The sequence below is a fragment of the Halalkalibacter wakoensis JCM 9140 genome, assembly GCF_000513095.1.
Lineage (GTDB): Bacteria > Bacillota > Bacilli > Bacillales > Bacillaceae_D > Halalkalibacter > Halalkalibacter wakoensis.
On record NZ_BAUT01000007.1, the window covers coordinates 56,487 to 70,250 of the forward strand.

General features: G+C 37.5%; 11 protein-coding genes and 1 pseudogene. 10 read left to right on the top strand and 2 right to left on the bottom strand.

The annotated features are described in order from the left end of the window. The first annotated feature begins 290 nt into the window (after positions 1-290). The 10 genes and pseudogenes from nirB (at position 291) to JCM9140_RS05090 (ending at position 12,900) form a co-directional block, all read left to right on the top strand. Entirely contained in the window at positions 291-2,702 is a 2,412-nt protein-coding gene (nirB, locus tag JCM9140_RS05045; protein ID WP_034743208.1) for a nitrite reductase large subunit NirB, read from the top strand. A 13-nt stretch (positions 2,703-2,715) separates the two neighbouring features. After that, complete coding sequence (gene nirD, locus JCM9140_RS05050) at positions 2,716-3,039, top strand: nitrite reductase small subunit NirD (protein WP_034743212.1); 324 nt, start codon at positions 2,716-2,718, stop codon at positions 3,037-3,039. A gap of 232 nt (positions 3,040-3,271) precedes the next feature. Next, positions 3,272-5,497, top strand: a complete 2,226-nt coding sequence (gene pflB / locus JCM9140_RS05055) for a formate C-acetyltransferase (RefSeq protein WP_034743215.1) — start codon at positions 3,272-3,274, stop codon at positions 5,495-5,497. Positions 5,498-5,592: 95 nt separating this feature from the next. Next, a complete protein-coding gene (gene pflA / locus JCM9140_RS05060; RefSeq protein WP_034743217.1) occupies positions 5,593-6,321 on the top strand; it encodes a pyruvate formate-lyase-activating protein in 729 nt (242 codons plus the stop codon). 145 nt (positions 6,322-6,466) lie between these two features. Then, the gene (gene hcp / locus JCM9140_RS05065) at positions 6,467-7,759 is read left to right on the top strand and encodes a hydroxylamine reductase (protein ID WP_034743220.1); all 1,293 of its coding nucleotides are present in this window, start codon (positions 6,467-6,469) and stop codon (positions 7,757-7,759) included. A gap of 121 nt (positions 7,760-7,880) precedes the next feature. After that, complete coding sequence (locus JCM9140_RS05070; RefSeq protein ID WP_034743223.1) at positions 7,881-8,342, top strand: hypothetical protein; 462 nt, start codon at positions 7,881-7,883, stop codon at positions 8,340-8,342. A gap of 380 nt (positions 8,343-8,722) precedes the next feature. After that, positions 8,723-9,796: a MerR family transcriptional regulator gene (locus tag JCM9140_RS05075; RefSeq protein WP_235715279.1), complete on the top strand. Its 1,074-nt coding sequence runs from the start codon at positions 8,723-8,725 to the stop codon at positions 9,794-9,796. 58 nt (positions 9,797-9,854) lie between these two features. Next, positions 9,855-11,143 (top strand): annotated as a pseudogene (locus JCM9140_RS05080) (amidohydrolase). A gap of 226 nt (positions 11,144-11,369) precedes the next feature. Continuing rightward, positions 11,370-12,554, top strand: a complete 1,185-nt coding sequence (locus JCM9140_RS05085; RefSeq protein WP_034743225.1) for a DUF4367 domain-containing protein — start codon at positions 11,370-11,372, stop codon at positions 12,552-12,554. A 121-nt stretch (positions 12,555-12,675) separates the two neighbouring features. After that, on the top strand, positions 12,676-12,900 hold the full coding sequence (locus JCM9140_RS05090) for a hypothetical protein (protein WP_034743228.1): 225 nt from the start codon (positions 12,676-12,678) through the stop codon (positions 12,898-12,900). A 123-nt stretch (positions 12,901-13,023) separates the two neighbouring features. Here JCM9140_RS05090 and JCM9140_RS05095 read toward each other — a convergent pair whose 3' ends face one another. Next, the gene (locus JCM9140_RS05095) at positions 13,024-13,383 is read right to left on the bottom strand and encodes a YhjD family protein (RefSeq protein WP_034743230.1); all 360 of its coding nucleotides are present in this window, start codon (positions 13,381-13,383) and stop codon (positions 13,024-13,026) included. A gap of 200 nt (positions 13,384-13,583) precedes the next feature. Then, positions 13,584-13,709: a hypothetical protein gene (locus tag JCM9140_RS24825; protein WP_268870550.1), complete on the bottom strand. Its 126-nt coding sequence runs from the start codon at positions 13,707-13,709 to the stop codon at positions 13,584-13,586. Positions 13,710-13,764 lie beyond the last annotated feature (55 nt).

The following is a 13,764-nucleotide window of genomic DNA, read 5'->3' on the forward strand; positions in this document are numbered from 1 at the left end:
AACTTATTACTGAAATGAAAGTGATGAATGTCACATAATAGAAAGAATCATTAGAGTGGGACAGAATTTCTTAAGCTATATTATTAGGAAAGAAATCAGTAATTTCAGGGCGGAAAATTTTTAAAGAGATGATGAGTTCGTTTTAGTAAGCTTGTTTTGCCTTGTTTTTGTGAAGAATTGAACATTTTTTGAGTAGTGTGACCTTTCTCACATAAATTACGGGTTCAGTGTCCTAGAATAAGAGTTAGAAATCGATTTTGTGAAGAGTTGAACAAACTGGAGGGGTCGGCATGAAGAAAAAGCAATTAGTCATGATAGGGAATGGAATGGCAGGTGTTCGTGTCATTGAGGAGATTTTGAAAATGGACCGTGAACAATATAAGATTACGATATTCGGAAATGAACCTCACCCGAACTACAACCGCATTCAACTATCAAATGTCTTACAGGGGAATACAACTTTTGAAGAAACAATTATAAATGATTTGCAATGGTATGAGTCAAATGAAATTCAATTATTCACAGGTGAAGAAGTCACTCAAATCAATACGGATGAGCAATATGTGATTTCGGATATAGGTCGACAGGTATCATATGATGAACTCATTTTAGCGACAGGTTCACTACCATTTATTTTACCTATTCCTGGGGCTGACAAAAAAGGAGTGATTGGTTTTCGCGATATAAAAGATTGCGTGGAAATGATCCAAACTTCTAAGAAGTATAAAAAAGCCGCTGTAATAGGAGGAGGATTACTAGGGCTTGAAGCAGCTAAAGGACTCATTCATCTTGGTATGAAAGTAGACGTTGTCCATTTGATGGAACACTTAATGGAGCGCCAACTCGATGCAGTGGCATCGAACATGTTGAAGGCTGAATTAGAAACACAGGGCATGAACTTTTTAATGGAAAAGGCGACAGTGGAATTAATAGGAACAGATCGAGTGGAAGGAATTCGTTTTAAAGACGGGACTGAAGCAAAAGCGGATTTAATTGTCATGGCTGCAGGAATTAAGCCTAATGTGAAATTAGCAAGTGAGAGTGGCATTTATGTTAACCGCGGTATCGTTGTGAACGACTTTATGGAGACGAACGTTCCTCATGTTTATGCTGTTGGTGAATGTGCGGAACATCGAGAAGTTGTTTATGGTTTAGTGGCTCCATTGTATGAACAAGGAAAAGTCTTAGCTAAAACGCTTTGTGGCCAAAAAGAAAATGGCTATAAAGGGTCAATTACAGGGACACAATTAAAAGTTTCGGACATTGATTTATTTTCAGCTGGTGAAATATACGATGATCCAACATCTAAATCGATTGTGGTACACAATGAATATGAAGGGATCTATAAAAAAGTATTAATCCGAAATGACCGAATCGTAGGAATTGTGTTATATGGTGATACGAAAGATAGCAACCGTTTGTATAGAATGTTAACTGAAAAGCAAGATGTGTCTGAATCTACCACCATTTCATTCCTTCAATCAGGAGAAGCTGTAGAGAGCAATGACATTGCTAGCATGCCAAATGATGAAGTCGTTTGTGGGTGTAATGGGATTAGCAAAGAAACGATCGTACAGGCGATAAAAGAGGAAGGAGTAAGTACAGTTGAGCAGGTTGGTGGTTGTACAAATGCAGGACGTTCATGCGGTCGATGTAAGCCTGTTATTCAAGAGATCATTGCATATACACTTGGAGATGAGTTTACACATGCTGCAGAGAAGAAGACGGTTTGTGGGTGTACGAGTTTAAGTCGTGATGAAGTTGTTGCAGAAATTCAAGTTAAAGGGTTAACAACCATTAAAGAAGTCATGAACGTACTTGAATGGAAAACAGATGAAGGTTGCTCTAAGTGCCGTCCAGCTCTTAATTATTTTTTAGGCATGGTGCACCCAGCTTATGTAGATGATCGGGATTCTCGTCTAGTTAATGAGAAAATGCATGCAAATATCCAAAAAGACGGTACTTATTCAGTTATTCCTAGGATGTATGGTGGTGTCACAACAGCTAAGGATTTACGGAAGCTTGCAGATGTTGCTGAAAAATACGATGTTCAACTATTAAAAATTACAGGGGGACAGCGTATTGGCTTATACGGCTTAGAAAAAGATCAATTACCAGCTGTATGGGAAGAATTAGGAATGCCTTCTGGCTATGCATATGGTAAAACATTGCGCACGGTTAAGACATGTGTTGGGGCTCAGTTCTGTCGGTTTGGAACTCAAGATTCAATGAGTTTAGGTATAGAACTAGAGAAACGGTTTGAACGTCTTGATACCCCACATAAAGTGAAAATGGGTGTGTCTGCTTGTCCGAGAAATTGTGCCGAAGCTGGCATCAAAGATGTGGGAATTGTCGGTCTTGATGGTGGCTGGGAAATATATGTCGCAGGAAATGGTGGTACCGATTTACGTGCCGGTGATCTTCTTTGCAAAGTGAAAACGGAAGAAGAAATCTATGAAATAACGGGCGCGTTTTTACAATATTACCGTGAAGCAGCTCTTTATTTAGAGCGTACGTCTACTTGGATAGAACGGGTAGGCCTTGATCATGTGAAAGACGTTTTAGCCAATGAAAAAAAGAGAAAAGAGCTAAATGAGAGATTAAACGCCACTCTTGCTCGTTATGAAGAGCCTTGGGCAAGAGCAATAGAAGAACCAGCTATTCGTGAGGCGTATTATAGAAAACGAGAATTAGTGAAATAAGAAAGGGGAAATGATGATGATTTCTAATGGTGTTCGTGTGAACCTTTGTACGTATGATCAGTTGCCAGTGAAGATTGGGCAAGTTTTTGTTGTAGATCATGAAGAGATCGCAGTCTTTCGTTTAACAAATGGAGATATACGGGCAATCGAGAACAAAAGTCCACACCCAAAAGGAGGAAGATTAGCAGATGGACTTGTTAGTGGAGACTTTGTTTATTGCCCAATCCATGATTGGATTATTTCACTAGTAGATGGGAAAGTTCAAGCGCCTGATAGAGGACATGTGAAGACATATCAAGTTGAAGTGAATGGAGATCAAGTATTTCTAGTTGTGTAAGGTTCAACAATTTGTCACTTAATTCATTCAACCATTGTGATTTTTATCACATTGTAAAAAGAGGAAATCTACTAAACTTATATATGTAAGGTAATAAAAGATACGTTTTACTTTTGGTTAGGTGCACGGAGATAGAAAAGGTTGTTCATCATGCACCTGACCTTGTGAAAAAATTCACATTTTGAGAGTGTGTGTTTTCTCTCTTGAAATGATGAGAGCGAGGGTGACTTAGATGAATTATTGGAGAATGTTTAAACAAGGAAAATGGAAAACAGATGTTGATGTAAGAGATTTTATTCAACGAAACTATGTTTTATATGAAGGAAATGACGATTTCTTATCTGGTGCGACAGAGAATTCACGCCAGCTATGGGATCAAATAATGGACTTAACAAAGAAAGAACGGGAAAACGGTGGCGTTTTGGATATGGATACATCGCTTGTTTCAACGATCGTTTCCCACGGTCCAGGATATTTAAACAAAGATTTGGAACAGATTGTAGGGTTACAAACGGATGTTCCATTCAAACGTTCGATGCAGCCATTTGGAGGCATTCGAATGGCCGCTGATTCGTTAAAGGCATATGGGTTTGAATTAGATTCTGAAGTCGATGAAATTTTTACAAAATACCGGAAAACACATAACCAAGGCGTTTTTGATGCCTATACTCCTGAAATGAGAATGGCTCGTAAAGCAGGAATCGTTACGGGGCTTCCAGACGCATATGGACGGGGAAGAATTATAGGTGACTACAGAAGAGTCGCTTTATATGGAGTAGACTTCTTAATTAAACAAAAACAAGAAGAATTGAATTCAACTGGTTCAATTATGTCAGAAGATGTGATACGTGACCGTGAAGAACTTTCGGAACAAATCAAATCGTTGCATGAGCTAAAAGAAATGGCTTTATCTTATGGTTTTGATATTTCACAGCCAGCTTCAACAGCAAAAGAAGCCTTTCAATGGTTATACTTTGCCTATTTAGCTGCAATTAAAGAACAAAATGGTGCGGCAATGAGTTTAGGGCGTGTCTCGACTTTTCTAGATATTTACATTGAGCGTGACTTACAAGAAGGAACGTTAACGGAAATAGAAGCGCAAGAACTTGTTGATCATTTTGTTATGAAGTTACGCCTTGTGAAATTTGCGAGAACGCCTGACTACAATGAATTATTTAGTGGAGATCCAACGTGGGTAACAGAATCAATCGGTGGTGTAGGAGTAGACGGACGCCCTCTCGTTACGAAAAATTCATTCCGTTTCTTACGTACATTGGATAACTTGGGGCCAGCACCAGAACCAAACTTAACTGTCTTATGGTCCAATCAGCTTCCAAAAGGATTCAAAGAGTATTGTTCGAATATGTCTATTAAAACAAGTTCGATTCAATATGAAAATGATGACATGATGAGAGCTAGCTACGGCGATGATTATGGGATTGCTTGTTGTGTGAGTGCAATGAAAATCGGAAAACAAATGCAGTTTTTCGGAGCGCGTGCCAACTTAGCCAAAACGTTATTGTATGCGATTAATGGTGGGATTGACGAGAAGCTAAAAGTACAGGTTGGTCCTGCATTAACCCCTATTACAGATGAATATTTAGAGTATGACAAAGTTGCAGCGAATTTCGATAAAGTGATGGATTGGTTAGCTGAACTATACATGAACACGTTAAACATCATTCACTACATGCATGATAAATATAGTTATGAAAGAATTGAAATGGCGCTACATGATAAAGAAGTCATTCGTACAATGGCTTGTGGAATTGCAGGGTTATCCGTAACAGCCGATAGTTTAAGTGCCATTAAACATGCAAAAGTAAAAGTAATTCGCGATCAGAAAGGCATTGCTGTTGATTATGAAATTGAAGGAGATTACCCGAAATACGGCAACAATGATGACCGTGTAGATGACATTGCGGTGTCGCTTGTGAAAACGTTTATGAATAAGTTGAAAAAGCATAAAACGTATCGTAATGCAATTCCAACCATGTCTGTTCTAACGATTACAAGTAATGTGGTATACGGCAAAAAGACAGGAAACACGCCAGATGGAAGAAAAGCTGGTGAACCATTCGCACCGGGTGCAAATCCATTGCACGGACGCGATCAAAAAGGAGCCCTTGCTTCTCTAACGTCTGTTGCTAAAATTCCTTACGAGTACTCGCTCGACGGCGTATCGAACACATTCAGCATTGTGCCAAAAGCATTAGGAAAAGAAGATGAAGATCAAACCGCTAATTTAGTTGGTATTCTAGACGGGTATGCAAAACAAGGGGGACATCACTTAAATATTAACGTATTTAACCGTGATACGTTATTAGATGCGATGGAACATCCAGAAGAGTATCCACAATTAACGATTCGTGTATCTGGTTACGCAGTTAACTTTATTAAATTAACACGAGATCAGCAAATCGATGTGATTAACCGTACGTTCCACGAGTCACTTTAATTGACAGAATGCCCCTAACTTAGATGAACAAAATGATAGAAACTATTTGGGGGCATTCTCGTCACCTTGGTTTTCTAGGAAAATGAGGGATTAGCATGATTGGAAAAATTCATTCCATTGAAACTTGTGGGACCGTTGATGGTCCGGGATTACGCTATATAGTCTTCATGCAAGGCTGTTTGTTACGATGTCAATATTGCCACAATCCAGATACGTGGAAAATTGGTGAAGGAAAAGACATCTCTGTTGAGGAAATCATAAACGATTTAAAATCGTATCTGCCTTACTTTGAGAGCAGTGGTGGAGGGATTACGGTATCTGGAGGAGAGCCTTTGCTACACCTTGATTTTCTTACTGAATTGTTTACTAGATGTAAAGAGTTAGGCATCCATACGACGATTGATTCATCCGGAGGCTGTTTCCAAGAACACCCCGAATTTTTACGAAAACTAGATAAATTATTAACATTAACGGATCTAGTGTTACTTGATATTAAACAGATCGACTCAGAAAAACACCAAGCATTAACAGGTTTACGAAACGATCACATTTTAACATTTGCAAAATATCTTTCTAATAAACAAATTCCAATTTGGGTGCGACATGTCTTAGTACCAGGTATTTCTGATGATGTTAGTGATTTAAAGAAATTACGATTGTTTATCGATCAGCTAGATAATGTGGATAGAGTCGAAGTGCTTCCTTATCATAAACTAGGTGTTTATAAATGGAAGGAATTAGGACTGGATTATCCGTTAGAAGGTGTTGAACCGCCATCAGAAGAATCAGTAAAAGAAGCTAAAACACTCTTGAAAAGTAGATAATGCGATACAGCTATTGGAAAACCAATAGCTGTATTTTTTTCTACCTTTACCAAAATGTGATAAAGATCACAGCCACACTTAAAAGATACATATAAAATACATGTTATAGAAACACAAATAAATCGCCAATTTGGAGGGGATGTAGATGTTTTGTCATCAATGTGAGCAAACTCCAACAGGAGGATGTCAGGTCATTGGAGTTTGTGGTAAGAACGAAGACATCGCAAGTTTGCAAGATACGCTAGTCTTTGCTTTAAAAGGGATTGCAGCTTATGCGACCCATGCTAGGCAATTAGGTTTTTCTGATCCAGAAGTTGATGCAACGACACACGAGGCTTTATATATGACGCTAACAAACTCTAACTTTAATATGCAAGAGCATATTGATATGGCTATGAAAGTAGGGACATCGGCAGTTAAAGTCATGGAACTTCTTGATCAGGCTCACACGAGTAAATTAGGGGTTCCAGAACCTGTAACCGTTTCCCAAAACAAGGTAGAAGGAAAAGCGATTATTGTGACAGGACATAATTTGTTTGCGTTAGAAGAATTGTTAAAACAAACGGAAGGAAAAGGGATTAACATTTATACTCATTCTGAAATGCTTCCGGCTCATGGGTATCCTGAATTGAAAAAGTATCCTCACTTAAAAGGAAACATTGGGAAAGCCTGGTTTGATCAAAGACGTTTATTCGAAAAATTCCCTGGAGCGATTCTGGCAACAACGAACTGTGTTATGCCGATTAAGGGAAGCTACTCTCATCGCTTCTTTTCCTATGACATTGCAGGCCTAGAAGGAGTAGAGAAAATTATCGATGATGATTTTTCACCGTTAATTGAAAAAGCATTATCCCTACCAGAAGCTCATATGGAAAGTGAGGATGTATTAACAACTGGATTTCACCATAATACTGTTATCGGAATTGCTCCAGAAATTGTAGCGGCAGTAAAAGCTGGAAAGATTCAACGTTTCTTTGTCATAGCTGGTTGTGATGCGCCGGGTCCAGGTGGTAAATACTACAGAGACCTCGCTACATCATTGCCAAATGATACGGTTATTTTAACGACTTCCTGTGGGAAATTCAGGTTCAACGATTATGATTTTGGAACAGTTGGAGATACAGGCATTCCACGTTACATTGATTTAGGACAGTGCAACAATTCGGTTTCAACCGTAAAAATAGCTCTTGCGTTAGCAGATGCATTTGACTGTGAAGTAAATGAACTGCCTGTTAGTATCGTTTTATCTTGGTTTGAACAAAAAGCAGTGGCCATTTTGCTAGGATTGTTCAGTTTAGGAATAAAAGATATACGAATTGGCCCAAAACCTCCGGAATGGATCACACCTGGTGTGTTACAAGTTCTCCAGGATGCATTCGATTTAAAACTAATTACGACAGCTGAAGAAGATATGAAGGACATGTTACTGTTAAACTAATATCGTAAGGAAGCTTCCCTAGTAAGTAGAGGAGCTTCTTTTTTAGATTATCTATTTTTTCCCATTAAGCGACGGTTCTTTGTTACAATATATGGTATGTTACAGAAAGGAGGATTCATAGATGACTTCAGCTATATGGTTATTTGTTTTAGCTACTGTTATTGCTGTTATTGGCATTGTTATTCAATTTAAAAAACTAATGGTCCAAATTCAAACAAAGATTGATCAAAATGAAAATGTAACAACCGAAAGCTTACAAAAAGAGAATTCACGATTTTTTGTACGTGTGGTGATGGTTGAAGTGATTCCGATCGTTCTGGTCATTCTTGGCTTTATCCTGATGGAATCAATGGAGGGCGCCATGTCGTTATCACAGGTACTTCCAGCTCTTCTCATTGTCATTATTTCACTCCTTTTTGGTGTTATTAATGTTTTTCTTGCTAAAAATCAAGCCATTTCGAATCAGGACGTTTCCATTCAAACAAAAGCGACGCTAACAACTATGACTTTTACTGGTATGAGTCTAGTTGCTGCATTTCCAATTATCTCAATCGTTGCGATGGTTATGGCACTTTCGATATAACTTGAACTTACATGGTTGCGTAAATTAGGGCTATTGTCGAGGGCACTTAAAAAGGTCGTTCTTCACCTTTGTAAGTGCCCTCTTATTGGCTGTTTTCATCATAATGGAGGTTATCTGGAAAAGGTCAAGTTTATGAACTTTTTGGATGATCTCATTTGTCTTACGGGAAAAAAGAGCTCACTTATAACCTCGAAAATCACATAAAATTAGCTACGTTAACCCAGTCTTAATTCTACTTATTCGGATAAGCTTTACATTGACGTAACGTCAATGTTTATAATAAAGGTGTGTTATTACTACCTTTTTCCAAAGCGTGGGATTGAAGCATTACGGAATCTAGGTATGAAACAGCTTATAATAAGAGACTAAGAGGTTATAAGATGAAGAATTTGAAAATAAAAGAAATGGCTGAAAAACTAGGGATTACTTCACGAGCTATAAGGTTCTACGAAGAAAAAGGACTTATTTCTCCTCAAAAACATCCGACTAATCTTTATCGAACATTTTCAGAAGCAGATGCTAAACGACTACAAGCTATTATTTCACTAAGAGAAATAGATATCCCGATTGATGAAATAAAGCAGATATTAGAGGACCTTGATCTTGGAGGCAAAGATGATCTTTTGTATTCTCTTGAACTTCAACGCTCTCTGATGTTTGCGCAAATACTTGAACTGAAAGAAAGCATTGCCACTACAGATGAAATGATAGAAGCCTTAAGAAACAAACAAGGTATTAAATGGGACCGTTTGTTTGAGTTAACGAAAGACTTGAGACGGCAAAAAAATGCTCGGGCAAGTTGGCAGGATCTCTGGAACTTTGACGATCGCGCTTCTTTCCATGATGAACTTGTCTTGGAAAAACATTCACCTTTTGACAAGCATTCAAACTATGAACATACATTGCAACAAATGGTTGACTGGGTGCGAGCAGATCAACATGAATTGGGTATCGATCTTGGCACGGGTACAGGAAATTTGGCAGGGCATTTTCTGAAAAAAGGGGTTCAAATGGCTGGAGTAGATCAATCGAAGGAAATGTTAAAACAATGTCAAAGTAAGTACCCCGAATACGAAACAAAACTAGGGAATTTTCTTGCTATTCCATATGCTGACCGACAGTTTGATTTTCTTGTTACGAGTTATGCTCTTCATCATGTAACAAACGAACAAAAAACATTAGTTTTTAAAGAAATGCAAAGAGTGTTAAAACCTCATGGAAGAATTTGTATTGCTGATGTAATGTTTGAACATGAAGAGAAAAGGCAGGAATACTTGAGAAGGTTGAAACAAACAAAACAAGAACAGGTGAGGAAAGAAATAGAAAAGGAACATTATGCTGATCTTTCTAAGCTGCTAATTTGGTTTGACGATCATGGATATGTAACGAAGGTACAGCAAATGAGTGAGCTTGTATATATCGTTTATGCAGTGCCTATAAAAATAAGCTCTTGACCTTTCCTTAACGTCAACGCTTATTCTCCAGATGAGGAATTCATTAGGAGGGATAAGTATGAAAATACTCATTAAAAACGCAATGATTTTGACAATGAAACAAAATCAAGAAATAGTTGAAGGGGATATCTTGATTGCTGACGATCGCATTATTGACATTCGAAAACATATACATGTTCAGGCAGATGAAGTCATTCAGGCAAACGGGATGGTGGCCATGCCAGGGCTTATCAATACTCACCAGCATAGTCCAATGAGTTTATTACGAGGTTTTTCTGACGATTTGAAATTGATGGATTGGCTCAAAAAGAAGATGTTACCAGCAGAAGCGAACATGACTCCAGAAGATATTTATTGGGGATCAAAATTGTCAATGGCCGAAATGATTAAATCCGGTACGACTGCTTTTGCGGACATGTATATTGAGATGGATCAAATCGCACAAGCGGTCACTGAAGTTGGAATGAGAGCTTCACTCACGAGAGGGTTGGTTTTTTAGACGATGATGGGGGAAAAAGGGTAGCTGAAGCGATTGATTTAATTGAACGTTGGTCAGGTAAGGCTGAAGGTAGAATTACAACGATGCTTGGACCACACGCACCGTATACCTGTCCACCAGAGTCGCTGCAGGAAGTCATTACCCTCGCAAAAGAGAAGTTGATTCCTATTCACACTCATCTAGCCGAAACAAAAGAAGAAGGAAAGAAAATAAAAGAAATTTATAACCAGACTCCAACACAATATTTATACGAAAACGGGCTATTTGAACAAACGCATGTATTGTTAGCTCATGGAGTTCATCTTACCCTTAATGACATTTCTTATTTAAAAGGAATGAATGGTGGTGTTGCTCATAATCCCATTAGCAACCTTAAGCTTGGTTGTGGTATCTCACCTATAATGGAACTAATAAATGAGAAAATTACGGTTGCTCTAGGTACCGATGGGGCTGGAAGTGCCACCACTCTTGACATGTTCGAAGAAATTAAAACAGCTGCATGGTTACAAAAGCTTCGGTTTGAAGATCCAACTACACTTCAAGCATTTGACGTCTTAGAAATGGCGACCCGTCATGGTGCAACGTTACTAAATATTGACGAAAATGTCGGAACTTTAGAGGTGGGCAAGAAAGCAGATATTATTTTAGTTCAGTTAAACAAACCACATCTACAACCAGTCCATTCGATATTGTCTTTGTTAGCTTATAGCGCTAATGGGGCTGATGTTGATACGACTATCATTAACGGGAAAGTGGTGATGAAAAATCGCAAGCTTTTAACAATTGATGAAGAGGAACTGCTGTTTGAAATAACCTCCCGCTCAAAAAGAATTGTTGAAGATATTTAAAAAGAAGATTAACCGATCGTTTTGGTAGTCGGTGTTACAATGATCATTTTTGTGCTTGTGATATATTCTTTATTTCAGTCATTTAAAGGTGTGTTAGCAATAGTGAGTTGCTAAACACCTTTTTAATTTCAGATATAAAGAAAGTTCGACAAACAACAAGAAAAAAATGGAAATCTATGGTATGATGGTTAGGTTATTATTTTCATAGATTTAAAAGGGGGACTTTATGTTGAAAAAAAGTTTGTTTCTTATCCTATTTTCTGCTCTTGTCACATTGGCTGCATGTGGTACAGAACCTTTAGATCAATCTGAAGTGCTAAAAAGATCCGTTGAGGCAGTCAAAGAGTTAGATAGTTATTCCGTTGAAATGGATATGGCTCTTTCAATGATGGGCATGGATACAAATATGATTGTTACAGGAGATGTGACGCATAATCCTGATGCTATGTATTTGAATATGAAAATGGGTATGACTGGCATGTCTATGGACTTTGAAGCATATGCCATTGATGATATCGTGTACATGAGTATGTTTGGTGAATGGATTAAAGTCGATGCTAGTGAGATGGGACTAGATGACTTTGATCAATTAAATGAAGAAGAAATGCGCAAGTTATTGGAATTTAGTGAAGAGTTTACAATGGAAGAGCAAGATGATGTATATGTGTTAACGATCTCCGGTGAGGGAGATGAATATAGTGTATTAATTGAAAACTATATTAGTTCAGGTATGGCTGATTTTAACGAAGATCCAGCTGTTGATGACATGCTAGAGACGATTCAAGTGAACGATTTCTTTCTAGAGCTTCATATTGATAAAACAACGTTTATGCAAACAAAGCAAACATTTGAGGCTGATATGGTCATTGAAGAATCGGGTATTACGATGCCAGTAACCATGAGTGGGACTGCACTTATCTCGAATGTTAATGAAATAGAACCAATTGCAATTCCAGACGAAGTCAAGGAAAATGCAGTGACTGAAGATGAAGCATTATTTGATCTTGAACTGGACGACGAATTATTTGGAGCGTATGAAGAATTAACTGTTGAGGAAATTCAAAAGCGTGCTCCGTTTACGGTGCCAACGGTTGAACAATTTCCAGAAGGCTATGTTCTAACAGAAAGTTTATTTGACGAATCAATGGAAATGGTTATGATGAGTTATGAAAAGGATTTTGACAATGGATTCATGTTTTCCGTTCTTCCAACAGAAAATGAGCCTTCTTTTAATGAGGCAATGTTTGAAGGTGAAGACATAAACGTCAATGGTCAACCAGGTACTCTCTACGATATGGGGCTCTTTATAAGTCTTAGTTGGGAACAAGACGGTTTATTATTTGAATTAGCCGGTAGTGGTGAAGACTTAACAAAAGAAGCATTTTTGGAGATTGCTGAGAGTATAAAATAAAGAGCTAGATCGAACCTGAATAAATCAGGTTCGATCTTTTTTGCGACATGAAACCATAGTCGTATAAACAAATGAACAAAGTAAATTCTAATGGTAGGTACTTTGAAAAGGAGTGAGAGTCATGAGTTACGAAATTAGAAACATGATTATCGACGATGGATTTGCTGGAGAAGAGGCTGTAACAGCTGACTTTTTTCAAAATAACAAAGAATATAGTGTTACTTTTAATAAAGCAGATCTTGAAGTGATAAACTCTTGGATGTTTGAAGAAGAAACATCACTTCCAGCAAATTTGTCTGATGAGATGATTGAGTCATTACGAAATGAAGTTAGAAAGCGGATTTAAGTTAGAAAATGTTTTTATATTAATTGGACTTACATTCCGTTATTAAAAATTAAAACATTCACGTAATTTTTAGTGAAATAATGGATTGTATGTCCTTTTCCTCTGATGAAAGAGCGCCGTTTTTTACGCATTTTTCTTCATCCCTGAAAAATATTTATTTATATATTCTTCCACAGATTGCTTTAGTAAATGAGGGAAAAAACGCATCTCGCTACGGTATCCTCGACATACTATTAGGTACGTATAAACCTCACCGCTCTTCCCCTGCTCATATACGGTTAATCCATTTTGGAACATTTCTTTTTTTACAGCCCCCAAGTCTTTTCCGATTTCGGTAATAATTTGTTCGACAAACTGAATATATGGTTCATTAAATTTTAAATTAGCTTTTCTTAAATAAAGTAGATCACGTTCTAATACTTTTCGTACCAAAGGTAAGTGGATGTATTGACTGGCCAGGAATTCTTCGTTTTTATTTAGCATATAAAACACACCACCATTTTTATTTCTCATTATACAGAATATATGTTCGTATTTCAAATAGAAAAGAAGGGAGTAAAAAATACTTGCCATGGTAATTAAATGAAACTATGATGAACTTAATTAAATTTAAGTGGATATTAGTTTACATAATAATGGTTATGTTTAATTAGAAAGAGTCCCTGCGTTAGGGACTCCTTATCTTACTTTTTATGATCTTCTAACTCTGCATCGACCTTTGAAATTGTAGTGCGTTCTTCTCCATTTCTAGGTTGAGCAGCATCTTTGCTCTCGATCATATTACGCTTTGATTTAGAACGTTTACTCATTGTATATCACCTCTTTTGATCAAAGTAAAGGACAGGTATATTTTTTACTAGCTCT

Excerpts from the sequence above, each read along its gene's own strand:
- JCM9140_RS24825 (WP_268870550.1), bottom strand. The coding sequence starts at position 13,709 with ATGAGTAAACGTTCTAAATCAAAGCGTAATATGATCGAGAGCAAAGAT.
- nirD (WP_034743212.1), top strand. The coding sequence starts at position 2,716 with ATGATGATTTCTAATGGTGTTCGTGTGAACCTTTGTACGTATGATCAG.
- JCM9140_RS05070 (WP_034743223.1), top strand. The coding sequence starts at position 7,881 with ATGACTTCAGCTATATGGTTATTTGTTTTAGCTACTGTTATTGCTGTT.
- nirB (WP_034743208.1), top strand. The coding sequence starts at position 291 with ATGAAGAAAAAGCAATTAGTCATGATAGGGAATGGAATGGCAGGTGTT.
- JCM9140_RS05095 (WP_034743230.1), bottom strand. The coding sequence starts at position 13,383 with ATGCTAAATAAAAACGAAGAATTCCTGGCCAGTCAATACATCCACTTA.
- JCM9140_RS05090 (WP_034743228.1), top strand. The coding sequence starts at position 12,676 with ATGAGTTACGAAATTAGAAACATGATTATCGACGATGGATTTGCTGGA.
- pflA (WP_034743217.1), top strand. The coding sequence starts at position 5,593 with ATGATTGGAAAAATTCATTCCATTGAAACTTGTGGGACCGTTGATGGT.
- JCM9140_RS05085 (WP_034743225.1), top strand. The coding sequence starts at position 11,370 with ATGTTGAAAAAAAGTTTGTTTCTTATCCTATTTTCTGCTCTTGTCACA.
- hcp (WP_034743220.1), top strand. The coding sequence starts at position 6,467 with ATGTTTTGTCATCAATGTGAGCAAACTCCAACAGGAGGATGTCAGGTC.
- JCM9140_RS05075 (WP_235715279.1), top strand. The coding sequence starts at position 8,723 with ATGAAGAATTTGAAAATAAAAGAAATGGCTGAAAAACTAGGGATTACT.
- pflB (WP_034743215.1), top strand. The coding sequence starts at position 3,272 with ATGAATTATTGGAGAATGTTTAAACAAGGAAAATGGAAAACAGATGTT.